This window comes from Bacillus sp. SIMBA_026, from assembly GCF_046535335.1.
GTDB lineage: Bacteria > Bacillota > Bacilli > Bacillales > Bacillaceae > Bacillus > Bacillus velezensis.
On record NZ_JAWRWX010000001.1, the window covers coordinates 1909668 to 1933797 of the forward strand.

The 24130-nt window shown below is 46.1% G+C and carries 27 protein-coding genes and 1 riboswitch; of the genes, 5 read left to right on the plus strand and 22 right to left on the minus strand.

Going from position 1 to position 24130, the window contains the following annotated elements; all coding sequences use genetic code 11:
• Positions 1-50: 50 nt before the first annotated feature.
• The 6 genes from SB847_RS09365 to SB847_RS09390 form a co-directional block, all read right to left on the minus strand.
• Positions 51-251 (minus strand): YqaI family protein, encoded by a 201-nt coding sequence (locus SB847_RS09365; protein ID WP_315956708.1) that lies wholly within the window; start codon positions 249-251, stop codon positions 51-53.
• The gene (locus SB847_RS09370; RefSeq protein WP_315956709.1) at positions 238-516 is read right to left on the minus strand and encodes a hypothetical protein; all 279 of its coding nucleotides are present in this window, start codon (positions 514-516) and stop codon (positions 238-240) included. The genes SB847_RS09365 and SB847_RS09370 overlap by 14 nt, the downstream gene beginning before the upstream one ends.
• Complete coding sequence (locus tag SB847_RS09375; RefSeq protein WP_127010345.1) at positions 513-1085, minus strand: helix-turn-helix domain-containing protein; 573 nt, start codon at positions 1083-1085, stop codon at positions 513-515. The genes SB847_RS09370 and SB847_RS09375 overlap by 4 nt, the downstream gene beginning before the upstream one ends.
• A gap of 68 nt (positions 1086-1153) precedes the next feature.
• Positions 1154-1852 (minus strand): BRO family protein, encoded by a 699-nt coding sequence (locus SB847_RS09380; protein ID WP_410577628.1) that lies wholly within the window; start codon positions 1850-1852, stop codon positions 1154-1156.
• Between the two features lie 52 nt (positions 1853-1904).
• A complete protein-coding gene (locus SB847_RS09385) occupies positions 1905-2045 on the minus strand; it encodes a hypothetical protein (RefSeq protein WP_016938671.1) in 141 nt (46 codons plus the stop codon).
• 54 nt (positions 2046-2099) lie between these two features.
• Entirely contained in the window at positions 2100-2333 is a 234-nt protein-coding gene (locus tag SB847_RS09390; RefSeq protein ID WP_073981974.1) for a helix-turn-helix transcriptional regulator, read from the minus strand.
• Positions 2334-2525: 192 nt separating this feature from the next.
• Here SB847_RS09390 and SB847_RS09395 point away from each other — a divergent pair, with 192 nt between their 5' ends.
• The 3 genes from SB847_RS09395 (at position 2526) to SB847_RS09405 (ending at position 5030) form a co-directional block, all read left to right on the plus strand.
• Entirely contained in the window at positions 2526-2939 is a 414-nt protein-coding gene (locus tag SB847_RS09395; protein WP_073981975.1) for a helix-turn-helix domain-containing protein, read from the plus strand.
• Between the two features lie 432 nt (positions 2940-3371).
• Entirely contained in the window at positions 3372-4409 is a 1038-nt protein-coding gene (locus SB847_RS09400; protein ID WP_239033933.1) for a hypothetical protein, read from the plus strand.
• A 144-nt stretch (positions 4410-4553) separates the two neighbouring features.
• Entirely contained in the window at positions 4554-5030 is a 477-nt protein-coding gene (locus SB847_RS09405) for an ImmA/IrrE family metallo-endopeptidase (RefSeq protein WP_016938667.1), read from the plus strand.
• Between the two features lie 11 nt (positions 5031-5041).
• Here SB847_RS09405 and SB847_RS09410 read toward each other — a convergent pair whose 3' ends face one another.
• The 5 genes from SB847_RS09410 to sdhC form a co-directional block, all read right to left on the minus strand.
• Positions 5042-5221 carry a helix-turn-helix domain-containing protein gene (locus SB847_RS09410; protein WP_016938666.1) on the minus strand — a complete coding sequence of 60 codons (180 nt, stop codon included), beginning with the start codon at positions 5219-5221 and terminating at the stop codon, positions 5042-5044.
• A gap of 120 nt (positions 5222-5341) precedes the next feature.
• Positions 5342-5779 (minus strand): acyl-CoA thioesterase, encoded by a 438-nt coding sequence (locus tag SB847_RS09415; protein ID WP_012118126.1) that lies wholly within the window; start codon positions 5777-5779, stop codon positions 5342-5344.
• 59 nt (positions 5780-5838) lie between these two features.
• On the minus strand, positions 5839-6597 hold the full coding sequence (gene sdhB / locus SB847_RS09420; protein WP_003152575.1) for a succinate dehydrogenase iron-sulfur subunit: 759 nt from the start codon (positions 6595-6597) through the stop codon (positions 5839-5841).
• Positions 6598-6599: 2 nt separating this feature from the next.
• Positions 6600-8360: a succinate dehydrogenase flavoprotein subunit gene (gene sdhA, locus SB847_RS09425; protein WP_003152573.1), complete on the minus strand. Its 1761-nt coding sequence runs from the start codon at positions 8358-8360 to the stop codon at positions 6600-6602.
• 33 nt (positions 8361-8393) lie between these two features.
• Positions 8394-9002, minus strand: a complete 609-nt coding sequence (gene sdhC, locus SB847_RS09430; protein WP_003152571.1) for a succinate dehydrogenase cytochrome B558 — start codon at positions 9000-9002, stop codon at positions 8394-8396.
• A gap of 296 nt (positions 9003-9298) precedes the next feature.
• Between sdhC and SB847_RS09435 the strand changes: the two genes are divergently transcribed.
• Complete coding sequence (locus SB847_RS09435) at positions 9299-9745, plus strand: YslB family protein (protein ID WP_007612940.1); 447 nt, start codon at positions 9299-9301, stop codon at positions 9743-9745.
• A 46-nt stretch (positions 9746-9791) separates the two neighbouring features.
• Here the strand turns inward: SB847_RS09435 and SB847_RS09440 are convergent, their stop codons facing one another.
• From SB847_RS09440 to SB847_RS09480, 9 genes are all read right to left on the minus strand, one after another.
• Positions 9792-11021: an aspartate kinase gene (locus tag SB847_RS09440; RefSeq protein WP_032873773.1), complete on the minus strand. Its 1230-nt coding sequence runs from the start codon at positions 11019-11021 to the stop codon at positions 9792-9794.
• Positions 11022-11146: 125 nt separating this feature from the next.
• A riboswitch (Lysine riboswitch) is annotated at positions 11147-11326 on the minus strand.
• Positions 11327-11387: 61 nt separating this feature from the next.
• On the minus strand, positions 11388-13160 hold the full coding sequence (gene uvrC, locus SB847_RS09445) for an excinuclease ABC subunit UvrC (RefSeq protein WP_410577632.1): 1773 nt from the start codon (positions 13158-13160) through the stop codon (positions 11388-11390).
• A gap of 141 nt (positions 13161-13301) precedes the next feature.
• On the minus strand, positions 13302-13616 hold the full coding sequence (gene trxA, locus SB847_RS09450; protein ID WP_003152560.1) for a thioredoxin: 315 nt from the start codon (positions 13614-13616) through the stop codon (positions 13302-13304).
• Between the two features lie 153 nt (positions 13617-13769).
• Complete coding sequence (locus SB847_RS09455; RefSeq protein WP_101670117.1) at positions 13770-15260, minus strand: alpha-N-arabinofuranosidase; 1491 nt, start codon at positions 15258-15260, stop codon at positions 13770-13772.
• 208 nt (positions 15261-15468) lie between these two features.
• On the minus strand, positions 15469-16446 hold the full coding sequence (locus SB847_RS09460; protein WP_101670118.1) for an electron transfer flavoprotein subunit alpha/FixB family protein: 978 nt from the start codon (positions 16444-16446) through the stop codon (positions 15469-15471).
• A gap of 31 nt (positions 16447-16477) precedes the next feature.
• Positions 16478-17251: an electron transfer flavoprotein subunit beta/FixA family protein gene (locus SB847_RS09465; protein ID WP_007612949.1), complete on the minus strand. Its 774-nt coding sequence runs from the start codon at positions 17249-17251 to the stop codon at positions 16478-16480.
• 13 nt (positions 17252-17264) lie between these two features.
• Positions 17265-18044 carry an enoyl-CoA hydratase gene (locus SB847_RS09470; RefSeq protein ID WP_101670119.1) on the minus strand — a complete coding sequence of 260 codons (780 nt, stop codon included), beginning with the start codon at positions 18042-18044 and terminating at the stop codon, positions 17265-17267.
• 13 nt (positions 18045-18057) lie between these two features.
• The gene (fadR, locus tag SB847_RS09475; protein ID WP_007408119.1) at positions 18058-18642 is read right to left on the minus strand and encodes a fatty acid metabolism transcriptional regulator FadR; all 585 of its coding nucleotides are present in this window, start codon (positions 18640-18642) and stop codon (positions 18058-18060) included.
• A gap of 88 nt (positions 18643-18730) precedes the next feature.
• On the minus strand, positions 18731-20419 hold the full coding sequence (locus SB847_RS09480) for an AMP-binding protein (protein ID WP_038459415.1): 1689 nt from the start codon (positions 20417-20419) through the stop codon (positions 18731-18733).
• A gap of 105 nt (positions 20420-20524) precedes the next feature.
• Here SB847_RS09480 and SB847_RS09485 point away from each other — a divergent pair, with 105 nt between their 5' ends.
• A complete protein-coding gene (locus SB847_RS09485) occupies positions 20525-21202 on the plus strand; it encodes a DUF2711 family protein (protein ID WP_410561335.1) in 678 nt (225 codons plus the stop codon).
• Between the two features lie 137 nt (positions 21203-21339).
• On the opposite strand, the gene SB847_RS09490 is transcribed toward SB847_RS09485, so the two are convergent.
• Together SB847_RS09490 and SB847_RS09495 are read right to left on the minus strand one after the other, a co-directional pair.
• Positions 21340-21744 (minus strand): DUF350 domain-containing protein, encoded by a 405-nt coding sequence (locus SB847_RS09490; protein ID WP_003152541.1) that lies wholly within the window; start codon positions 21742-21744, stop codon positions 21340-21342.
• 16 nt (positions 21745-21760) lie between these two features.
• Positions 21761-24118 carry an endonuclease MutS2 gene (locus SB847_RS09495; protein WP_101670121.1) on the minus strand — a complete coding sequence of 786 codons (2358 nt, stop codon included), beginning with the start codon at positions 24116-24118 and terminating at the stop codon, positions 21761-21763.
• Positions 24119-24130 lie beyond the last annotated feature (12 nt).

The following is a 24130-nucleotide window of genomic DNA, read 5'->3' on the forward strand; positions in this document are numbered from 1 at the left end:
TTTCTTTACCAAAAGACCTTTTGAAGTCCACTCTGCAAAGTGGGCTTTTTTTATTGTGCTGAATGAAATTTAAATCCAAGTTGCTCCTTTAAGTAGCGTTTGAGATTGTCTTGTAGAATTATCTCGCCGCAGTCGATTACATAATTATCTGCTGACGTTACTTCGTCCCCGAAAAAGTCCTTTTTTGTTTCCAGTTCAGTCGCCTTGTCATGCCAGTTGTTCAGAACCATCGGATTTTCAATATGCTGCATCAACCAAAAACCTCCTTTGAAATTCCTGAGCAGTTGCAGGACTCATATACTTAACTGGTTGTACCATCCGAAGAAACTCTCTTTTTTCGGCCTTATAATCTTCCAGTCTCGCGCTTGCTTGTTGCATCCTCGCATATGCTTTATCTGCTTGTTCAAGGTCACCGCTTATTAAAGATTTGCTGAGAATTTTCGAATATTCTTCAATCACTATCATTTCTAATTTGGCCGCGTTACGCCGCTTAACCAGCACTTTGTCATCAATCACACCAGCACCGCCTGCCTTCCCTCTTGTTTTGCCATTGCAACCTGACTCATTAGCGCCTTACGCGTCCACCTGTCGGCCAGGTCCTTCATATTCAAACCATGACTGCGGACCAGCGAATATATCAACGTTTTGTTTGCCGGGATAAGATCGAAAATCTGCTTAATATCAGCCATTGGCAGTTCTTCCGACTGTCGGCCCGGCCTATCGTTCGCCAGCCAGCGCGATAACTGCCGTGTTGCTTGCAATGCTTCTTCAAGCTGATGGATCATGTTAATTACCGCCGCGCTCGCGCTCTCGTTAAGAGCCGGGTCAATTGGCGCCGCCGCTGTCGGATGCAGTTTGAAGAGGTAATGTACGAGATCAATATGTTCGTATGCGCCGCACGCTTCAAACCACTTGATGCATAATTCCGGAGTAAGCTTGCTGAATCCATTTTCAACGTCTGAAACATACCGCTGATCCTTCCCGCCTATCAAATTACCGATCTGGTATTGTGCAAGCCCTGCCGCTTTGCGAACACTACGCATGATCCGGGGTAGATTATGCAAATTGTATGGGTTGTTCTCCATATGTTTGCCTCCTGATATATCCAGTTGTTCACTGGTAAAATTTAATTAATGAAGGAACTCGAAAGGATTTAGGAAACCTTCCGAGGAATCCAATTTTCTATATATTTGATTGCGGATAACAGCTCCCGGCGCTTTATGTCTTTGTAGCTTGCAACGCCGAACCGGTCTTTTATCTCACGGTGTATTTCTCTGAAAAGCCTGGCCGCTTCTTCCTTACCTTCCGTGATGCTATAAACCCGGCGCGCGACTACTTTTTGAAACCGGCGCTGTTCTCCGGAATCCAGGGTGATTTGCTCGTCCACTTTTTGACTGAGCTCACCGATCTGTTTTTCATGATGGAACAACACTTTTTGCATTTTTTGTTGTTGTTCTGCTGTTTGTAAAGTGAGTTTCAGCGATTCGATTCGCTGTTCTTCATCGGATAAAACTCTCGGGCCGCCGTACTGGCCTGTTTTGCGTAATGTTGGTAACACGTCATCAAACACCCATGATTCGAACTGAGTTGCGGCGGGAAGCCTTGATTTCACGATCAGCCGATACAAATTTCCCTCGTTGATAAATTTTTTCTGCTGGGTCCGATCCATTGAATCGGTGACCTCGTGAAACGCGACCCCACTTTCCAAGCAATGTTTTGATATGGCGTCATGTGGATTTGCGTAGCCGAGTGCCTCCGCAGCTTCAGTTGCGCCGAAATAGTCTTTGTTGTTAATTTGAATGATTGGCAGCTCTCCAAACTGCTTATGGGAGAAGTTTTGCAGTTGATTCATGTTGTTGTGGCCTCCTTTGCTTGTCCACCAAAAAAAGGTGAAGCAGAAAATTTTAAGCGTTTAACTTCAGGTCTTTTTTTGAAGTGAAATACGGTTCCAGAGCTTTACGGAAGCATTCTTCTCTGTCCATTGTTCCGTAATACTCTTTGCCGATTTTGATGTTCGTTGTTTTAGTCTTTGTTTGTTTAGCCATTGCGCTCACCTCACGACAGTGTATTCGTGTTGGACAGATGGACTACCCAAGGAATTACGCCGATTCCTGCGAATTATAATTCTTCAATGTGTGGCATTCATCTTCAAAAAAAAGAGTCCACTGAAAACCAAGGAGTTTTGCGATTTTTTTTGCTATATGCGGCCTTACATTCCGCTCGCCAGTCTCAATAGCTCCGTATGTTGATCTGGCTATTCCAACTTTTGAGGCGACCTGCTCTTGAGTAAGCCCTGCATTTAATCTTATCTGCTGCAACCACTCTTTTTTCATGATTCAGCCTCCCTTCATTCCACGTTGTGTGGCTTGTAAATTTATATTAAACCACACTTCGTGGAATGTCAACCATATCCCTTAAAAAACCCGAAAAAAATTCTTCATTTTGTGGCATCACTTTTAATTCCACAAAATGTAGAGTTATAATAAGTTATGATTTTTATCTTTTAAAAGATAGTAGGTGTAACTATGGCAATTAAAAATAGACTGGTGGAATTGAGGAAAAAACAAGGTCCGCATATGAAGCAAGAGGACGTCGCAAAAGCCATCGGCATAGCCCGTTCTACGTATGGAGCATATGAACAAGGTAAGAGAGAGCCAGACCATGCAACTCTCATCAAGATTGCTGACTACTACGGTGTTACGATTGACTATTTGCTGAGAGACGAGCCTTCAGAAACAAAAGAAAAAATGTACCGGGATGAAGCCTTAAAAATTTTAGAGGACCCTGATACATTAATTGCTGCTGCTGACGGTAAGATCACTGATTCTATCCTTAAGGCAGCACAGAAGATAATTGCGCAGCAATTAGAGGCAGGCCGCAAGCCAGGTGATATTCGTAATAACAAATATAAACCGGACAAGCCAACTGATGAAAGTTGATTTTTTTAGTCTGTAGTGACACAAATAATCTCATCACTTTGATAAACCAATCCTTTGTTTATCAAAAAACGACGTCTTTGTTATTTTAGTTATCTTTAGTTATTTAGTTATCTAATAGAAGAAACCCAACAAAAACGAATGGAAACTAATGTAAGTCAATCTGTGTCCCAATGTTAAATATTACAAGTGGATAAACCTACGTTTATCAAGGGTTCGCGAAATATCCCGTATCCCAATCGTGTCCCTCCCGTGTCCCAATGGTATACCGGAGTAGTACCAAAAAAATCAGAGGAAAATACGGTGTTAAATTGCATTAAAAAGCGCTTATATAGAGAGAAAATTGCCGCTTTTACAGAGAAGACAATAAAAAATTCCGGCTTCTGCCGATATAAATAAAGTGTATTCATTTCTACAAAAAAGGGGAAAATTGCTTTGAAAAAATGGTTGTTAGGTATTGGGGCGTTAACATTAAGTTTTTCTTTAGCTGCATGCAATTCTGACTCAACATCTTCTAAAGGGGATGACTCTTCGAACAAAACAAAGTCACTTTCCTTAGAAGACCAGTTAAAAAAAGATGCAAAGCCATATGATTACGCTCAAGTTAATAGCGCCGGAATAAAAAAGGGCACCAAAATTGTTATTGAAGGCGACGTAACATATGCAGATAACGTGGATGATGATGGGAAGACAGTTTCGAAGAATGTAGCGTTCACTGTGAGCAAAAACAGTGATGGTTCAGAGGCTTACACTGTCAGCAATAAAAGCTCTGACAAATTCAAACTGCAAGATACTGTTAAAATCTATGGTACATACGAGGGGCGTGAATCAGGCACCTCCATGCCTAAAGTCAAAGCCGTTGTAGTGGAAAAAGTCGATAAGAAAAAAGAGCAAGCAAAAAAAGACGCTGCAATTAAAGACAAATTCCAAAAAACAGGTGAAGGCGATATTGAAGGATTAGGGCATGTAAAGACTATTGGCATCGGGTATAGCGATGAAGTAGGTATTGACGGAAAAGACACACCACTGAAGCCTGTTAAAATGGGTGATATGAAACTGTATATCGAAAGCGTCAGAGTCTTGGAGATTACGCCAACGGAAGACGCCAAGTCCCTTTATTTTAATGATCAAGACAAGGTACGATCAGTTGTAATGGAACTGAAGGCGGAAAACACTTCTTCGAAGGATATTACATTCGATCCGAATCAATCTGTCATTGTAACAAACACAGGCGAACAAGTCGAAACTGATATGGGCTTAATGGGCGAAGTAGGCGGAGACTTTTTAGGAAAAGTAAAGAAAGAAGATCAGACATGGTGGGTTTTAAAGGATAATTCAAAGGATATTAAAAATATAAAAATGATTATTCCAGCTCCGACCGATTCCAAAACATTTGATGAGCTCGGAACAGAAAAAAGGATCGATTTCAATATTCTTAGTTTTGAGGATGCGAAGAAAAAGGACGAAAAATAAAAATTGCCCTCTTGCGGGGGCATTTCTTTTTCGCTTAAAATAGAACATATGTTTGATCCATAATTTTCAATAGGCTATTGGACACATTTACCATAGGAAGATTGTACACATTTTAATTTCCACACATTTAAGGGGGCGTTCATCTTGGTATACACAAAAAGTCATCTGGAAGATTGGATTGAAAGGCTGTATAGGGAAATAAACATTCTCCATCCATCTGACATTAATTTTGATCATATCGCTCATGCGCTGGATATTTTAATCGTATACAATCCGGTAACCAGTTTTGCGCTGCGCTTCAAGGGAATGTTCACCATTTCTTTAGATTCACGAAAGTCCAGAAAAGAACAATGGCTTGATTTTTCTCATGAGGTCTGCCACGAGTTCAGACATGAAAATAATGATAAGATCATGCCGATTTATTGGAAAGAATACTTAGAGTGTCAGGCGAATTATTTTGCATATCATTTCTGCATTCCTACATTTATGCTCCGGCAAATTGAAATCCCTCATAATCAATACTTCGCGGCGCAAGTCATTGCCGACATATTCAAAGTGCCTGAATCATTTGCGTATCTCCGCTTAAATATGTACTTAAACAAAGCCAGGCTGATCATATAAAAAGAGCCTTTTCAGGCTCTTTGTTTGCAACAGGTATGCATCTCATTTGAAATGTGATTCCGTACAGTTTTTTCACTGATAAATAGCTCGCTTGCAATTTCCTTTGTTGTCTTGTCTTGAACGAGCAATTCGAATACTTCTCTTTCTCTTTTGGTCAGCAGCGGCTTTGATTGAAAATCTTTCTCCTTCAAGTATTGTAACCCTCCTTGCTAAGGTGAGAGCGAATCTGAAACGAATGGGTTTATATAGTCAAGATATCATATGTAAAGGGCGCTTCGGAGGTGACGTCTCTCAGAGAAATAGTTATCCGTTCAGGCGAGCAGAATGCCTTTCTCCCGCTCCGTCCAGCTGACCGCTTTGCCGCTTTTCTTCGACACTTGAACCATAACGACGGAACCTGTAAAGCACGGGAGGCCCGACTCATTTTCTCCAAGGTAATGAAGGGTGACGGACGCATTTCCGGCAGCGCTTGCTTTCACATAAATCCGCAGATTTTCATACGGCATCACCTGACGCATATAGTCGCACTGCTGGCTTGCGACGACCGTCATCGTTTCCGAGTTTTGCGCCGTTATGCCTCGCTGTTTAAAATAAGCGATCCGTGCTTCTTCAAAATAGATGAAAGGGGTTACATTATTCATATGGCCGAACATATCCGTTTCTGAAAAACGAACCGATACTTCAGTAAAGAAAGAAAACGACTGTCTCCATTCTTCAAACGGGATATCAATATATTGCGGTTGTTTCATCACCTTCAGCTCCTTATAAAAAAACCTCTCCCGTGCGGAAGAGGCTCTTTTTCTCTTTCTTATACTCTGTCGCTTCCGAAGAAATTACGGAATGCTTGTAAATTGGTATCTCTGTTCAAAGCAGCGATTGAAGTCGTAAGCGGAATGCCTTTCGGGCAGGATTGAACACAGTTTTGTGAATTCCCGCAATCTCCGAGGCCGCCGTCTGTCATTAACGCTTCTAAACGTTCTGCTTTGTTCATCGCGCCCGTCGGATGGGCGTTAAACAGACGCACTTGCGACATCGGGGCAGGCCCCATGAATTTCGACTTGCTGTTGACGTTCGGGCAGGCTTCGAGGCAGACGCCGCATGTCATGCATTTAGACAATTCATATGCCCACTGGCGGCGTTTTTCCGGCATTCTCGGCCCCGGTCCCAAATCGTAAGTTCCGTCAATCGGCACCCATGCTTTCACTTTTTTCAGTGAATCAAACATTCTGCTGCGGTCAACCTGAAGGTCACGGACAACCGGGAATGTTTTCATCGGCTTCAGACGGATCGGCTGTTCCAGCTTATCAATCAGCGCCGTACATGACTGGCGCGGTCTTCCGTTGATGACCATGGAGCAGGCGCCGCATACTTCTTCAAGACAGTTCATGTCCCATGCGACCGGAGTGGTTTTCTCTCCTTTTGCATTCACGGGATTTCTGCGGATTTCCATCAGGGCGGAAATCACGTTCAGATTCGGGCGGTAATTGATTTCGAATTCTTCATCGTATGGCGCGCTTTCGGGCGTATCCTGACGTGTAATGATAAACCGTATCTTTTTCTCACTCATGATTATTTCGCCACCTTCTTCTTCGAGTAGTCGCGTTTACGGGGCGCAATCAGTGATACATCGACATCCTGATATTCAAATTCCGGAGCTTCAAACGGACCGGCATGTTTAGCCATCGTCGTTTTGAGCCACTCATCGTCATTTCTTTCAGGGAAATCCGGTTTATAGTGCGCTCCCCGGCTTTCATTTCGGTTATATGCGCCGAGCGTGATGACTCTGGCAAGCTGAAGCATATTGGAGAACTGGCGGGTGAACATCGCCCCTTGGTTGCTCCATTTTGTCGTATCGTTGATATTGATTTTCTTAAAGCGTTCCATCAGCTCTTGGATTTTGTCATCCGTTTTCAAAAGCTTGTCGTTGTGGCGGACCACCGTGACGTTGGCCGTCATCCATTCTCCGAGCTCACGGTGAAGCACGTAAGCATTTTCGTCGCCGTCCATCTTCATGATATCGGCCCATTTTTCTTCTTCTTTTTTCACATAGGAATCAAATAATGAAGAAGACAGGTCTTCCGCTGATGTTTCAAGTCCGGAAACATATTTCACCGCATTCGGTCCGGCCACCATTCCTCCGTAGATGGCGGAAAGCAGAGAGTTCGCCCCTAAACGGTTTCCTCCGTGCATTGAATAATCACATTCACCCGCTGCGAACAGTCCGCGGATGCTTGTCATCTGATCATAATCAACCCACAGTCCGCCCATTGAATAGTGAACGGCAGGGAAAATTTTCATCGGAAGCTTGCGCGGGTCATCGCCCATGAATTTTTCATAGATTTCGATAATGCCGCCAAGCTTAACGTCAAGCTCTTTCGGATCTTTGTGCGACAGATCGAGATACACCATGTTTTCACCGTTGATGCCGAGTTTCTGATTCACGCACACGTCAAAGATTTCACGTGTCGCAATATCCCGCGGCACGAGGTTTCCGTAAGCCGGATATTTTTCCTCAAGGAAGTACCAAGGTTTTCCGTCTTTGTACGTCCAGACTCTTCCGCCCTCGCCGCGCGCCGATTCACTCATCAGACGCAGTTTATCGTCCCCCGGGATTGCTGTCGGGTGAATTTGGATAAATTCGCCGTTTGCATAATAAGCGCCCTGCTGATAGACGATTGATGCGGCAGATCCCGTGTTGATCATGCTGTTTGTTGATTTGCCGAATACGATTCCGGGACCTCCCGTCGCCATAATAACGGCGTCAGAACGGAATGACTCGATTTGCATATTGGTCAGATTTTGGGCTACGATACCGCGGCACGTGCGCTCATCGTCAAGAACGGCGCCGAGGAATTCCCAGCCTTCATATTTTGTGACAAGACCCGCCACTTCATATCTGCGCACCTGCTCGTCCAGTGCGTAAAGAAGCTGCTGACCCGTCGTCGCTCCCGCGTATGCGGTTCTGTGATGCTGTGTACCCCCGAAACGGCGGAAGTCCAAGAGCCCTTCCGGCGTTCTGTTAAACATAACCCCCATGCGGTCCAATAAGTGGATAATGGACGGTGCCGCTTCACACATCGCTTTTACAGGAGGCTGGTTTGCCAAAAAGTCGCCTCCGTATACCGTGTCATCAAAATGCTCAAACGGAGAGTCTCCTTCCCCTTTTGTGTTGACAGCTCCGTTTATCCCGCCCTGCGCGCAGACCGAGTGAGAGCGTTTGACCGGAACGATGGAAAACAATTTAACGGCCGTGCCTGATTCCGCTGCTTTAATTGTCGCCATGAGGCCGGCAAGACCCCCGCCGACTACGATAATGCTTGATTGACTCATGATAGCCCCTCTCCCTCTAGTAATCTAGTTCTCTTACACAAACGCAAAAATTGCTTTTAAACCTACGTATGAAAGCGCTAAAAATATAATCAGCGTCACGTAAGTCGAAATTCTTTGAGAACGCGGCGTGACCGTGATCCCCCATGTGACCGCAAAAGACCATAAGCCGTTCGAAAAGTGGAAAATGACCGATAAAACGCCTACAATGTAAAAACCGAGCATAAACGGCGAGCTCAGAATATTCGCCATCATATCGAAGTTGACTTCAGCGCCCATCTGCGCGGCAATCCGCGTCTGCCATACATGCCAGCTGACGAAAATAAGGGTGAGAATACCAGTGACACGCTGAAGCACAAACATCCAGTTTCTGAAATAACTGTAGTGGCCAGCGTTGTTTTTCGCAGTAAATGCTATGTACACACCGTAAACCGCATGATAAATTAAAGGTAAGAAAATAATAAAAATTTCTAACGCATACCTGAACGGCAGACTGTCCATAAAGCCGGCCGCCTTATTAAACGCATCCGCTCCCCTTGCGGCAAATTGGTTGACGACTAAATGCTGGATCAAAAAGATGCCGACCGGAATAACACCGAGCAAGGAATGCAATCTTCGAAAATAAAACTCTCTGTTCCCAGACATTACTTTACCCCCTGTTTGATTTAAGTGCGAAATGTACTAAAATCTCTGCCCCCACTTCGTTTCAATTGTAAGCACTTTATTAAAATTTATTGACAATTTCATTTTACTCCTCCCTCAAAAGGGCGTCAAGAAAACGTGTACATAAATTATAATTTTCGGAATTGATTATCTGGAGGGAAAATTTTATTTTCCTGCGATATCTTTCTCACATTTTTTCGCGTGTTTTATAGGATCATCCTGTAATCCTCCCCCATGTTTAAGCTATAATAAACGAAGGAGAGAGGGGAATACATAATATGAAGAATAATTATGAAGCAGCTTTAGAACCTTTAACTGAACTCGACGTCAGCGCATACGGCTACGAATTAATCCGGGAAATCGTGCTTCCGGATATCCTCGGCCCGGAGCATTCATCCATGATGTATTGGGCGGGAAAACGCCTCGCCCGCAAATTTCCTCTTCAATCGTGGGAAGAAATCCCCGCCTTTTTTGAAAAAGCCGGCTGGGGAACTTTGACAAACGCAGGATCAAAAAAACAAGAACTGGAATTCGAACTGGAAGGACCGCTCGTATCCAGCAGGCTCAAACATCAGAAAGAGCCTTGTTTTCAGCTTGAAGCCGGTTTTATAGCCGAACAGATTCAATTGATGAACGATCAGATTGCAGAATCTTATGAACAGGTAAAAAAGAGAGCGGATAAAGTCGTCCTGACCGTAAAATGGGATATGAAGGACCCTGTATAATTGAAAAAAGGCGGTGACTCCAAGTCCCGCCTTTTTGCCTGCCCGTTTATACGGCAGACGGCTGTTTAGAAAGCTCAAACGCATCATGAAGCGCTTCGACCGCTTTCACCATATCATTTTCGCTGACAACCGCTGATACTTTTATTTCAGATGTGCTCACCATTTTGACTTGTACATTTTTTTCCGCCAGTACGGCAAACATGTCCGCGGCGACGCCGGGATTTGAAACCATGCCCGACCCGACAATGGAGACTTTCGCCAGTTTTCTTTCGGTTTCAATTTTTTCATAGTCAAGCGCGTTTTTATATTCTTCAAGCACGGCGACCGTTTGCGCGGCATCTTCCGTTTTCACCGAGAAAGAAATATCCGCTTCCCCATCGTCCGACTGTGTCTGAATAATAATGTCAACGTTGATGTTTCGTTTTGCCAGCGCGGTGAAGATTGTTGAAAGTGTTGTCAATCCGCTTGCAAGGCCTGTAACGGACACCCTCGTGATCTGGTCTTCAAATGCAATTCCTCTGACGATTAAATTCTGCTCCATTGATGATTCCTCCTCAATTAATGTTCCAGCTTCATGTTCTGTGCTTGACCGCACTTCCAAAGGCACTTGGTAGTTTTTCGCGAACTCAACCGCCCGCGGGTGAAGAACACCCGCTCCTAGATTTGCAAGCTCCAGCATTTCATCATAAGAAATTCCCGCCAGTTTTCTCGCTGACCGGACATACCGCGGATCTGTCGTAAATACGCCCGGAACATCTGTATAAATGTCGCATTTATCCGCTTCCAGCGCTGCTGCAAGAGCGACCGCCGTCGTATCGGAACCGCCCCGTCCGAGCGTCGTGATGCCTCCGTCTTCCGTTACGCCCTGAAAACCGGCAACGACTGTAATTTTGCCTTCTGCAAGCTGCGAACGAATCGCCGTGATATCAATATCCGTAATTCTCGCATTACCGTGAACGGCTTCCGTGCGGACACCCGCCTGCCAGCCCGTATAAGAGACGGCGTCATATCCTTTTTCCTGAAGCGCCATGGCCAAAAGCGAAATCGTGACCTGCTCTCCCGTAGACAAAAGCATATCCATCTCGCGTCTGCTTGGTTCAGATGTGATTTCAGCCGCGAGGTTAACGAGCGCGTCGGTTGATTTTCCCATTGCCGAAACGACGACTACGACATCATGGCCTTTTTGCTTTTCAGCAATGGCGCGATTTGCGGCATTTTGAATTTTTTCGGCAGAGCCGACGGAAGTGCCTCCGAATTTTTGTACGATAAGACCCATACTAGACCACCCTTTACATTTTGGTTCGTGCGGGTGAGGAGAAAAGAGCGTTTTGTCCACAATAAAAAAAGCAATGAGAGGAATAGCTCTCATTGCTTTTTCATATCATTACGATTGATTATGAACAACGAGATAGCCCTCCAAGAAAATGAATTCTTGACAGCCTTACATTTATTTAATGCAAGGCCAGCAAATCACACCGATGGGATGTGATACACTTCGGCGACGCTCCCCTTTCAGCCTTTTTCGCAGAATCCATCATTCTCCAAAGGCTTACTATTGAAGTTCGCACCTCTATCTTCACCATATAACACGATCTTATGAAATTAGTTCACATTCTAGCAGATTTTTCAGAAAAGCACAATACTATTTTTTTAATTTTTTAAACAGCAGCTGGGCCGCCGCGGCCGGCACACCCGCTTTTTTGATCTCGTCAAGGCTTGCTTCCTTCATCTTTTTGACAGATCCGAAATGTTTTAAGAGCATTTTTTTGCGTTTTTCGCCGATTCCGGGGATATCATCCAGAACGGATTGAAAGACGCTTTTTCCCCGGATCTGTCTGTGAAAGCTGATCGCAAAACGGTGAACTTCGTCCTGAATACGCTGAAGCAGGTAAAACTCTTGGCTGTTCCGCTCCAAAAACACCGGTTCAAGCGGGTCGCCGATCAAAAGGTTGGATGTTCGGTGTTTATCATCTTTCGCCAATCCCGCTACCGGGACATCAAGGCCGAGCTCATTCTCGAGCACGTCGCGCGCCGCGTTAATCTGCCCTTTTCCGCCGTCAATGATGATTAAATCCGGCAGCGGAAGATTTTCGCGGAGCACCCTCGTGTACCTTCTTCTGACGACTTCCCTCATTGAGCCGTAATCATCCGGCCCTGTTACGGTTTTAATTTTATATTTGCGGTATTCCTTTTTATTCGGTTTTCCGTCAATAAAGACAATCATGGCCGATACGGGGTTTGTGCCTTGAATATTGGAGTTGTCAAATGCTTCAATCCGATGCGGCGTATAAATATTCAGCGCTTCGCCGAGCCGTTCGGCTGCACCGATTGACCGTTCCTCATCCCGCTCGATTAACGAGAATTTTTCCCGCAGAGCGATTTTCGCATTTTTGTGCGCAAGCAAAAGCAGCTCTTTTTTCGGGCCTTTTTTCGGCTGATGCACGGCGGTTTCCAGCAGCTCGGTGATCATGTCCCTGTCAACGCTGTCAGGCACCAGAATTTCCTTAGGCAGAAAGTGATTGTTTTTGGAATAGAACTGGCCGATGAAGGTCAGAAATTCTTCATCCGCTTCCTGATACATCGGAAACATGCTGACGTCGCGTTCGATCAGTTTTCCTTGGCGAATGAAAAAGACTTGGACGCACATCCAGCCTTTATCGTAGGCATATGCAAACACATCGCGGTCCAGAAGGTCATTCATGGTCATTTTTTGCTTCTCCATCGTCGATTCAATGTGGGCAAGCTGGTCGCGGAATTCTTTAGCCCGTTCAAATTCAAGCTTTTCCGCCGCCTCTGCCATTTTCGCTTCGAGCTCTTTTTTGATTTCGTTATGCCCTCCCTTTAAAAAACGGGTGATGTCTTCAACAATCTCGCGGTTTGTCTCCTCAGATATATCCTTTACACATGGGGCGAGGCATTGTCCGAGATGATAATAGAGACAGACGCGGTCCGGAAGCTTTGAGCATTTCCTGAGCGGGTAAAGGCGGTCCAGCAGTTTTTTCGTTTCCCGCGCCGCCTGCACATTCGGATACGGGCCGAAATAGCGTCCCTTGTCTTTTTTGACATTCCGAGTGACAATCAGCCGCGGATGGCGTTCATGGGTGATTTTAATAAAGGGATAGGTTTTATCATCTTTCAGCATGACATTGTATTTCGGATCGTATTTTTTAATCAGATTCATTTCCAAAATAAGCGCTTCAAGATTAGAGGAAGTCACGATATATTCAAAGTCCTCAATCTCCGTCACAAGCCGTTGGGTTTTTGCGTCATGAGAACCGGTGAAATAAGACCTCACCCTGTTTTTCAAGACTTTCGCTTTCCCCACGTAGATGACTGTTTTTTGACGGTCTTTCATTAAATAACAGCCCGGCTGATCGGGAAGGAGGGCCAGTTTTTCTTTCAGTTGTTTATTCATACGTTACCCTTCCTTACATTCATTTCTCGTGTCCATTCAGTGTATCACGAACATTTGTTTTTCTCCATTCTCAGCTTTTGGAAGATCAAAAAAGGCGATTCCCTTCAAAGGAATCGCCCTGCCGTAACGGAAGCTTTCGGCTTACAGATGTTTGTTTACAAGCTCTTCAAGAGCTTCTTTCGGTTTGAAACCGACAGATGTTTCAACGACTTCTCCGTCCTTCAATACGAGAAGTGTCGGGATGCTCATGACGCCGTATTTACCGGCAGTTTCTTGGTTTTCATCCACGTCGATTTTAACGATTTTCAGTTTGTCTCCCATTTCTTGATCAAGCTCTTCAAGAACGGGCGCGATCATTTTACAAGGTCCGCACCAAGGAGCCCAGAAATCAGCCAATACGACACCTTCACTTGTTTCAGCTGAGAACGATTGATCAGTTGCTTTTACGATAGCCATTTTGTTATTCCTCCAATTGTCAAATGATGATTTTTAGTATAGCATCTCCCATTCGTTCATGCTAATTTAATGCTTATATTATTTTCTCCCGAACCCGCCGGAAATAATCTTTTTTATACAGTGTATTATATCCGGGCGGCAGGCGTTCAAAACTTAAGATGGGTCCGCAGGCAGCGTGATTAATACAACCGCCATCGGAGGAAGCTCCGCCTCAAGTTTTCCGCCCTTTTGAGCAAACCCGGAAAACGGCTTCGGTTTGACGTTTTCCGGACTGCTGAATGTATTATGGGCATTCATTTTTTCCGCGTGCAGAATCGTTCCCGAAGGCTTCCCTGTCTTTTTCATGCCCCGCAGTTCAATCTTCACATCAGCTTTGTGCAGATGATCGATATTGCAAATGCTGATATGTATGTCTCCGTTTTGCTGTTTGGACGCTGAAATGCTGACTTGCGGGAGCCGGCCGTCATTCCTTTCGTACCCGGCTGCTTTTGTTTCTGTCGCCAAAAGAGATGCGTCCTGATGCACCTTAAACATATCAAACACATGATACGTCGGCGTCAACAGCATTTCTTTCCCTTCTGTCAGGATCATTGCCTGAAGCACATTGACGGTTTGCGCGATATTGGCCATCTGTACGCGGTCTGCGTGCTGATGAAAAATGTGAAAATGCGTGGCTGCGACAAGGGCGTCGCGGATCGTATTCTGCTGATACAGAAAGCCCGGATTCGTGCCCGGCTCAGGATTAAGCCACGTGCCCCATTCATCAATGATCAGCCCGACTCTTTTTTCGGGATCGTACTGATCCATGATGGCACTGTGCCTTGTGATCAATTCATCCATATGCGCCGCTTTTTTCATCGTGATGAACCATTCATCTTCCGTAAACTCCGTCGCTGATCCTTTCCCTTTCCAGAAGTCGCCCGGTATTGTGTAATAATGCAGGCTCAGCCCGTCCATGAGATCAGCGGCTTTTTTCATTAGAGTTTCAGTCCAGCGGTAATCGTCGACATTCGCGCCGCCGGCAATTTTATAGATTTCATTACCGCTGTAATTGCGGACATAGGTTTGAAAGTTTCTGTAAAGGTCGGCATAATACTCAGGATGCATGTTTCCGCCGCAGCCCCAGTTCTCATTTCCTATTCCGAAATATTTCAGCTTCCACGGTTTTTCCCGCCCGTTTTCTTTTCTCCAGTCGGACATCGGCGTGCCCGCTTCAAACGTCATGTATTCAATCCAATCAGCCATTTCTTTAACCGTTCCGCTGCCGACGTTTCCGGCGATGTACGGTTCGCAGCCAAGCAGTTCACAAAGCATCATAAACTCGTGCGTGCCGAATTCATTGGAATCAATCGTCCCGCCCCAATGGGTATTCAGCATGGTTTTGCGTTTCCCTACGCCGTTTGCCCAATGGTATTCATCTGCAAAACAGCCGCCCGGCCATCTGAGGACGGGAATCTGAAGCTGTTTGAGGGCGTCGGCGACATCCGTCCTGATCCCGCCGGTATTCGGAATATCGGAATCTTTTCCGACCCAGATGCCCTCATATATGCCTCTTCCCAGATGTTCCGCGAAATGTCCGTATATGTTTTTATTAATGGTTCCCCGTGTGATATCAGTTTGAATGACTGCCGTATTGTGAGACAAACTTGATCATTCCTTCCCCTTAATAAGAATGAAAGCACTAGAGACAATCTATCTGGGATGAATGCTGTATGGATAAGTTTGTAAGCGCTTTACAAAAGCTTATTACATTGGTTCGTACATGTCAATCCGTTGTTTTATTAATCTATAATTTGTCCGAACTAATTAACACAAATCAAAACCCTCTGACAAATAAGCCAGAGGGTTTTGATTATGAATGAATATTGGCATTTTTAAATTCCTGGGTCAGAAGCGGAACCACTTCGAACAAATCGCCGACAATTCCGTAGTCCGCTATTTTAAATATTTCCGCTTCCGGGTCTTTGTTAATGGCAACGATGACCTTACTGTTTGACATGCCCGCCAAGTGCTGAATCGCTCCGGAAATTCCGCAGGCGATATACAAATCCGGCGTGACGACTTTTCCCGTCTGGCCGATTTGAAGGGAATAATCGCAATAGTCCGCGTCACACGCGCCGCGTGAAGCGCCCACCGCTGCTCCGAGCACGTCGGCAAGTTCTTTTAACGGTTCAAATCCATCTTTGCTTTTTACACCGCGGCCGCCTGCTACGATAATTTTCGCTTCTGATAAATCCACGCCGTCCGCCGTTTTTTTGACTACTTCTTCAATGACCGTCCGCAAATCTGCCGGAGGTGCCGCAAGCTCTTCAATATCACCCGTGCGGCTCGCGTCTTTTTCTAATGCCTGAATGTTGTTCGGACGGATTGTCGCCAAAATGAACGGATCGGTTGAAATCACCTGTTCAAAGGCTTTGCCCGAATAAATCGGTCTTGTAAAAACGATGTTGTCTCCGGTAACGCTTACATCCGTGCTGTCTGAGATCAGCCCCGTTTCAAACCGGGCCGCAAGCTTAGGTGACAAATCTTTTCCCATAGAAGTGTGGCCGAAAATGACCGCATCAGGCTTTTCATTTTCGATCAGATCCCCGAGAACCGCGGCATATCCGTCCGCCGTATACTGAGAAAGCCCCGGCGCATCGGCCGTAAATACTTTATCGGCGCCGTACTGAATGAGTTCTGGTGCTGCATCAGCCGCGCCTTTTCCCATCAGTACGCCGATGACATCTCCTCCGCCGGAAATGGTTTTGCCTGCGGCTATGGCTTCAAAGGTGACGTTCCGTAAGGCGCCGTCACGAATTTCTCCGAGTACGATCACTTTTTTTCCCATTCTGACATCCCCCAGTTTCTTTAATATCGGTTTATACGACTTTGGCTTCTTTTCTCAGCAGTGACACAAGCTCTTTCGCCTGCTCAGCGGCTTCTCCTTCGATCAGTCTGCCCGCTTCTTTTTGCGGCGGCAGAAAACGTTCGATCGTTTTGAGCTTCGGTGCGGCTTCATCTTCATCAATGTCGAGATCATCGAGCTCAAGTTCTTCCAGCGGTTTTTTCTTCGCCTTCATAATGCCCGGAAGCGACGGATAGCGCGGCTCGTTTAAGCCTTGCTGTGCCGTGATGACTAAAGGAAGTGAGGTTTTAATGATTTCGGTATCCCCTTCATTGTCTTTCTCTGCCACAGCTTCATCGCCGCTGATTGTCAGTTTTGTGATCGTTGTGACGCAAGGAATGTTCAGCAGTTCGGCAAGCCTTGGAGCCACTTGGCCTGAACCGCCGTCAATCGCGACATTTCCGCCGAGAATCAGATCATATTCCCGGTCCTTGAAGTAATGATATAAGATAGTTGAAATGGAGTATTGGTCAGGATCGCTCAGATCATCTTCAATATTGATTAACACCGCCTGGTCACAGCCCATCGCAAGGGCGGTTCTCAGTTCTTTCTCCGCATCTTCTCCGCCGACGGTTACAGCGGTAACGGTTCCGCCGTGCTCTTCCTTCAGCTGAATGGCTTCTTCAATGGCGTATTCATCATACGGATTAATGATAAATTCGGCCCCGTCCTCCTGAATCTTTCCTGCTTCAATGACGATTTTCTCTTCTGTGTCAAACGTCCGTTTCATCAGTACAAATAGATTCATAATCTTATCCCCTTTATCTTCGCCCACCGAATTGAGGCTTTCTTTTTTCGAGAAATGCCTGAATGCCTTCTTTTGCGTCATCTGATGCAAATGCTTCCCCAAAGCGCTTTGCTTCAAGCTTTAAGCCGCCGTCATAAGAATAGATCTTGTTTGAATAAAGGAGCTCAAGCAGATAAGCCATCGACTGCGGGCTTTTTTCCGCAAACTTGCCCGCGAGCGTTTTCGCTTTTTGCAGCAGCTCTTCCTCATGTTCGGCGCCTATCGTGATAAGGCCGAGGCTGAGCGCTTCTTCTCCGGTCATAGGTTCTGAAGTGCCGATCATTTCAAGCGCTTTCGCCGTACCGACGTACCGGGGAAGCCGCTGCGTCCCGGCAAAGCCCGGGATAATGCCGAGATTCAGCTCGGGCAGGCCGAGCTTTGCATCCAATGTAGCGATTCTGATATGGCAGGCCATGGCTAGCTCAAGACCGCCGCCGAGCGCAGCGCCGTGAATCGCTGCGATAACGGGCTTCGGAAACCCTTCAATTCTTTCCATCAGCTGCTGGCCTTTATCCGCCATGGCAGAAGATTGCTCAAGATTTTCAAGCGACGTAAATTCCTTTATATCGGCGCCCGCCGAGAAAAATTTTCCCTCACCGCGAATGATGATGCTTCTGACGCTGTCATCCGTTTCACACCTGTCGAACAGACCGGACAACTCATCTAAAACCGCACCGGACAGCGCGTTGGCCGGCTGATGATTAATGGTGATCACCGCAACAGATTGTTCTACCGCCATCGAAAGGCTGTTCATCCGTCAACCCCCTTTAGTTTTGATGAATTCCTGACACCAACAGCTCCAATACCTTGTCTGACAAATCCGGAAGATCATATTTCTGATCGTTCATCACCCATGTTGTCACTGTTTCATCTATCGTCCCGAATATCATCTGCCGGGCGAGGCGGACGTCGAGATTGTCTTTCCATTCCCCCGACTTGATTCCTTCGGTCAAAATGGTGTCCAGCATGTTTAAATAACCTTTTAAAATATCATTGATTTTCAGGCGCAGCTTGATATTCGACTGTCTGAGCTCAAGCTGGGTCACAATCGCGAGGTGGCGGTCATTGCCGAGCAGTGTGAAATGCTGCTTAATAACGAGAGCGAGTTTTTCTTTTGCCGTCGTTTTTTCTTTCACTTCTTCTTCCATGCGTTCAATGAACTGGCCCATCTTTTCTTTAAAAAGAGAAATGAGTATATCCTCTTTGTTTTTGAAATATAAATAGATGGTGCCGTCCGCAACGCCGGCCTGCTTGGCGATTTTGGACACCTGTGATTGGTGATAGCCGTTTTCCGCTATGACTTCTACTGCTGCATCAATAATCTGCATATACTTTGGCCGTTTTTGGTTCAATGTCATCGTTCCTTCCTTCGATAAATGAATGACTATTCATTCATAACTTCATGATAAAAAGGAATCCGGATTTTGTCAAGTTTTTCTTTTAAGGCACCTTGTTTTCACGGGAAGCATCTTCCTCTTCGACTAAACGCCTTCTTAATATTTTTCCGACGGCCGTTTTCGGAAGCTCTTTTCTGAATTCGTAAAGCTTCGGGACTTTGTACGGCGCAAGCCGCTCTCTTGCAAACGCATCAAGCTCATCGGCATCTGCCTCGGCGCCTTTTTTCAAAACGATAAATGCTTTCACCGTTTCCCCCCTGTAGGAATCAGGAACGCCCGCTACGACGATTTCCTGAACGGCTTCATGCTCATAAAGCGCCTCTTCCACCTCCCGGGGGTAAATGTTGTATCCGCCGGCAATGATGATGTCTTTTTTCCTGTCGGCGATGTAGAAAAATCCTTCCTCATCCATATATCCCATATCTCCGGTAAACAGCCAGCCGTCTCTGATGACACGCGCGGTCTCCTCCTGCTTATTCCAGTATCCTTTCATGACTTGAGGGCCTTTTACGATCAGCTCGCCATGTTCATACGGCTCCGCAAGCCCGCCTTTTTCTTCTGAATAGATTCCGGCGTCGGTATTGGGCCAGGGACAGCCGATGCTGCCGGGTTTATTTTTTCCCCAAATGAAGTTTGAATGGGTAACCGGTGATGCTTCGGATAATCCGTAGCCTTCCACAAGCTTTCCTCCGGTCACTTTTTCAAATTTCTGTTTGACCTCAACCGGAAGCGCCGCTGAACCGCTCGGACAATTTTCAATGGAGGACAGATCATATTTATTCAGCTCCGGATGATGCAACAGCCCGATGTAAATCGTCGGCGCCCCGGGAAAAACCGTCGGCTTCAGCCTGTCGATTGTTTTCAAGGTATCCAAAGGATTGAATTTGGGAAGAAGGATCATTTCACATCCCTGCATAATGGAAAAATTGAGCACGGCGGTCAATCCGTACACATGAAAAAAAGGCACGATGCCGAGCACCTTTTCGGCTCCCTTTTTCATTTTGTACATCCAGGCGGCGCACATTTCTGTATTGGCCTGAATGTTCCGGTGTGTGAGCATGACACCTTTCGGATAGCCGGTTGTTCCGCCCGTGTATTGAAGCACGGCGATGTCATGCGCAGGGTCAATATCAAATGGCTCCGCTTCCTCCGCTTTTTCGTTTTTTAAAATATCCGCTAATTTGTGAATTTGTTCGCATCCGTCATAATCAATATGAACCTGCTGTTTTTGTGTGAGCGTATACAGCATATTTTTCGGAAACGGCAAAAAGTCTTTTATACTCGTTGTAATAATGCGTTCGACGAGTGATAACGTTTTCATTTTTATCACTTTCGGAAACAGCATATCGAGGGTGATGATCACGCGCGGCGCACTGTCTTTCAGCTGATACTCAAGCTCGTGTTCCGTGTAGAGAGGATTGGTCTGAACGACAATGCCGCCGGCAAACAATACGCCGTAAAAAGCGATGACCGACTGCGGACAATTGGGCAGCATAATGGCGGCTCTGTCCCCTTTTTTCAGGCCTGTTTTGCGTAAAAAAGCGGCTAGCTTTAACGAATCTGTGAGAACGTCTTGGAATGTGAGTTTTTTTCCGAGAAAATAAATGGCGGTGTGGTTCGGGAATTGAGCTGCGGAGTTTGTCAGATTGGATGGCAGGGTTTGATCGGTAAATTCAAGCTCATGCGGAATCTCTTCGGGATATTGAGAAAGCCATGGCTTTTCAGACTGCATAATACCTCTCCCTTCTGTTTTCCTATACGCTATTATTATAGCAGAAGGGTGATTGGAATTGGAAAGCGTTTCATGTGAAATTTCGAGTTTCAGGAGGTGTTGAGTTTGCTGGAAACGCTGCATTTTGAAGAAGGAGTTCCTATCCTGCGCCAGCTGCCGAAGCCGTTTACGTCAGCCGCCTTTTTGCTCCATCCCTTTGTCCGGATGCCTGATGGGTGGGAAGAGCAAAAGCGCAAACGGCCTTATGAACATATGTATCCGAGTGATGAGGAGATCATCGCGATGGGCAGACCCGTTTCCTGGCAAACCGTCATGACCGTTTGCGGATTGCGCTCTGAAAAAGAAACGGCACTTGCGCTTATGAGCGCTGTCATGGCACTTCGGGATGAATATGCACATCCTGAATCCGCCGAGCTGTTAAATCGGCTTCATCATCCCGATCTGTACTTGCCGAGCGAGGATGTCACTTCACCATTTTTAATTCCGGGACTTTTGGATGTGTTCCGTTCAAAAGGCATAAAGCGCTGCACTTATAATGAGCCTGTCGAAGAGAAAGGCATATTTTCACTCAATCAAACGGCGGCTTCGGATGTATGCGGATTGCTGCGGGCTGACATGATCATTGCCGACGAAAAACGGCGCGTGGCTTTTATGAGCATATATGATTCTTTTACGACACTCTTTCTCATGGAAGATCAAGACATGCCGTCTGTCATCCGCGCCATGAGTTGGGAAGCCGTCATTTGCTCTGATACGGCCTGCATAAACTGGTATTCTCAATAAAAAAGGCCGCCAATTCAGTTCGGCAGCCTTTTTTCAGTATTAAGATGTCATGACCAGATAAATAAGTCCGATGAACAGAAAAATTCCCGCTGCCGACAGCAGCACTTTCGCAAGCTTCTCCATTTTTCCCCGTCCCCTTAAATCCCGGCGGCCACCACAAATGACAGGCCGACTGAGATGACAAATGAAATAAAGCCGACAGCTCTGTTATCTTTTTCAATTTCTTTATCAATTTTAAACCGGGGCGTCAGAAATTCAAAGATAAAATAGCTGATTAAAAGCATAATAAATCCGTATACGCCCCAGCCGATCATTTGCAAAAGCGAATTATGCTGGGCGATGCTGTGCTGAAAGACATTTGCGATACCGAGAATTTTCCCTCCGGTCGCCATTGCCACCGCAAGATTGCCTTTTTGGATTTCCACCCAGTTTTTATAGGATGTCACCAATTCAAACACGGTCAGAAAAATGACGAGACACAAGACGGCTACACTGTAATAAGCCGCGATTTCAACAAGCTCATTTTCCCAAAAAGCATTCATGACGTTTACTCCCTTTTTATTTTAGTTCGACAATCGTTACGCCTGATCCTCCTTCTCCCGCTTCCCCGAACCGCGAGCTTTTCACGCTGCGGTGGTTTTTCAGAAGATCCTGCACCCCTTTTCGGAGGGCGCCCGTGCCTTTTCCGTGAATGATGGACACTCTCGGATAGCCGGCAAGCACCGCGTCATCTAAATATTTTTCGACGCGGCTGAGGGCGTTTTCGTAACGCTCTCCCCTGAGGTCAAGTTCAAGGGATACGTGATAATCCTTCCCTTTTACGGCGGTGATTGCTTTTTCTTTTTTCGGTTCAGGAGCCGATTTGAGAAACTCAAGATCTTTTTCCTTCACCTTCATTTTGAGGATGCCGATTTGGACGTTCCATTCTTTCTCGCCGGTTTTCTCAAGCAGCGCCCCTTTTTGTCCGAATGTGAGCACCTTTACTTCGTCGCCCGGCTTGAGCTCGCGTTTTTTCTCTGTTTTTCTTTCCGGCTGCTTTGATTTTTCAAAAGCCGGCATCGCGTCTCCGAGACGTTTTTTGGCGTCAATCAGCTCGTGTTCCTTAAAGGATCTGTGTTCTTGCTTGATGGACCGGAGTTCGCGGATGATCTGTTCGGCTTCTTTTGCGGCGGCTTCCAGTTTTTCCGCAGCTTTCTGTTCGGCTTCTTCCATCATTTTATCTTTTTGGGCGTTCAGCTCAATGATTTGCTGCTGAAGCTCTTTGTGCAGTTTTTCTGCTTCTTTTCTGATTGATTCGGTTTCAGAAAGTTCTTCATCCGCTCTTTTTTTGCTTTTTTCAAGCGATGCGATCATCAGATCGACTTCGTTATGTTCGGCGGTCATTTCTGACTTCGCCTGGCCGATGATATGCTCCGGAAGCCCAAGGCGTCTTGAGATTTCAAATGCGTTGCTTCGGCCCGGCACTCCGATCAGAAGCTTATAAGTAGGCGAAAGCGTTTCGATGTCAAATTCAACGCTGGCATTCATGACGCCTTGTCTGTTATATCCGTATGCTTTCAGTTCCGGATAATGGGTTGTCGCAAGCACTCTGGCGTTTGTCCGGTGAACTTCGTCAAGGATGCTCATGGCAAGCGCCGCTCCTTCCTGCGGATCTGTTCCGGCACCGAGTTCATCAAACAGCACAAGACTGTTTTCAGACACGTCTTTTAAAATATTGACGATATTGACCATGTGGGATGAGAACGTACTCAGACTTTGTTCGATCGACTGTTCATCGCCGATATCGGCAAACACATTGTCAAATACGGCTGCTTCCGATCCTTCATCAGCCGGTATGTGCAATCCTGCCTGCGCCATTATCGTCAGCAGCCCGAGTGTTTTTAACGTAACGGTTTTACCGCCCGTATTCGGTCCCGTGATAACGATCGTTGAGTAATCTTCGCCCAGTTCAATATCGTTGGCCACGACTTGATCTTGGGGCAGCAGCGGATGGCGCGCTTTTTTCAGCCGGATAAAACCGTCTCCGTTCATGAGTGGTTTTGTCGCCTTCATTGCTTTTGCGTATCTCGCTTTGGCGAAAATGAAATCCAGTGTCTGCAGCACTTCCACATTTTGAGCGATTTCTTGTGTGTGTTCAGCCGTATGCTCCGTCAGCATTCGGAGAATTCGTTCGATTTCCTGTTTTTCTTTTACTTTCGCCTGCTGAAGCGAGTTGTTCATATCTACGATCGCCTGCGGTTCAATAAACAGTGTCGCACCGGATGAAGATGTATCGTGGACAATTCCGCCGTAGCTTGATCTGTATTCCTGTTTGACCGGGATGACAAAGCGGTCATTCCGAATCGTAACGATGGTGTCAGACAGCATTTTAGAAGCGGAAGATGAACGCAGCATCGATTCAAGCCGATCTCTGACTCTTGATTCAAGCGTCCTGAGCTGCGTGCGGATTCCCCTTAAAGCGGGAGACGCATGATCAAGCACTTCACCATGGTCATCAATGCAGGAGTTAATCTCCCTTTCCAAATCGCCTAATGTAATCAGCTCTTCTGCATGGGCTTGTATCAGCGGAATGCCGACGCCGTCTTCTGTCATTTGGCTGATAAAATGCTTCATTTGTTTAACGGCATACAGCAGTCCGGACAATTCGGTAAATTCCGCCGGCGTCAGCACACTGCCGATTTCCGCCCGCCGTAAAGCGGATCTTATGTCGGTCAGGCCGCCGAACGGAGCATGGCCTCTCAAGCGCATGACCGCGGATGCTTCTTCGACTTCATCCAGCTGTTTTTGGATGTCTGAGAGATCCGTCAAAGGTTTCAGCTGCAGAAGCTTCTCCCGGCCGAGCGATGAGGCGGCATGTGCGGTAATCTGTTCTTTTACTTTATGAAATTCAAGTGATGATAACACTTTTTGCTGCACGGTTTTGTGATC

Excerpts from the sequence above, each read along its gene's own strand:
- SB847_RS09365 (WP_315956708.1), bottom strand. The coding sequence starts at position 251 with ATGCAGCATATTGAAAATCCGATGGTTCTGAACAACTGGCATGACAAG.
- SB847_RS09375 (WP_127010345.1), bottom strand. The coding sequence starts at position 1,085 with ATGGAGAACAACCCATACAATTTGCATAATCTACCCCGGATCATGCGT.
- SB847_RS09380 (WP_410577628.1), bottom strand. The coding sequence starts at position 1,852 with ATGAATCAACTGCAAAACTTCTCCCATAAGCAGTTTGGAGAGCTGCCA.
- SB847_RS09385 (WP_016938671.1), bottom strand. The coding sequence starts at position 2,045 with ATGGCTAAACAAACAAAGACTAAAACAACGAACATCAAAATCGGCAAA.
- SB847_RS09390 (WP_073981974.1), bottom strand. The coding sequence starts at position 2,333 with ATGAAAAAAGAGTGGTTGCAGCAGATAAGATTAAATGCAGGGCTTACT.
- SB847_RS09395 (WP_073981975.1), top strand. The coding sequence starts at position 2,526 with ATGGCAATTAAAAATAGACTGGTGGAATTGAGGAAAAAACAAGGTCCG.
- SB847_RS09415 (WP_012118126.1), bottom strand. The coding sequence starts at position 5,779 with ATGAAACAACCGCAATATATTGATATCCCGTTTGAAGAATGGAGACAG.
- sdhB (WP_003152575.1), bottom strand. The coding sequence starts at position 6,597 with ATGAGTGAGAAAAAGATACGGTTTATCATTACACGTCAGGATACGCCC.
- sdhA (WP_003152573.1), bottom strand. The coding sequence starts at position 8,360 with ATGAGTCAATCAAGCATTATCGTAGTCGGCGGGGGTCTTGCCGGCCTC.
- sdhC (WP_003152571.1), bottom strand. The coding sequence starts at position 9,002 with ATGTCTGGGAACAGAGAGTTTTATTTTCGAAGATTGCATTCCTTGCTC.
- SB847_RS09435 (WP_007612940.1), top strand. The coding sequence starts at position 9,299 with ATGAAGAATAATTATGAAGCAGCTTTAGAACCTTTAACTGAACTCGAC.
- SB847_RS09440 (WP_032873773.1), bottom strand. The coding sequence starts at position 11,021 with ATGGGTCTTATCGTACAAAAATTCGGAGGCACTTCCGTCGGCTCTGCC.
- uvrC (WP_410577632.1), bottom strand. The coding sequence starts at position 13,160 with ATGAATAAACAACTGAAAGAAAAACTGGCCCTCCTTCCCGATCAGCCG.
- trxA (WP_003152560.1), bottom strand. The coding sequence starts at position 13,616 with ATGGCTATCGTAAAAGCAACTGATCAATCGTTCTCAGCTGAAACAAGT.
- SB847_RS09460 (WP_101670118.1), bottom strand. The coding sequence starts at position 16,446 with ATGGGAAAAAAAGTGATCGTACTCGGAGAAATTCGTGACGGCGCCTTA.
- SB847_RS09465 (WP_007612949.1), bottom strand. The coding sequence starts at position 17,251 with ATGAATCTATTTGTACTGATGAAACGGACGTTTGACACAGAAGAGAAA.
- SB847_RS09470 (WP_101670119.1), bottom strand. The coding sequence starts at position 18,044 with ATGAACAGCCTTTCGATGGCGGTAGAACAATCTGTTGCGGTGATCACC.
- SB847_RS09480 (WP_038459415.1), bottom strand. The coding sequence starts at position 20,419 with ATGCAGTCTGAAAAGCCATGGCTTTCTCAATATCCCGAAGAGATTCCG.
- SB847_RS09490 (WP_003152541.1), bottom strand. The coding sequence starts at position 21,744 with ATGAATGCTTTTTGGGAAAATGAGCTTGTTGAAATCGCGGCTTATTAC.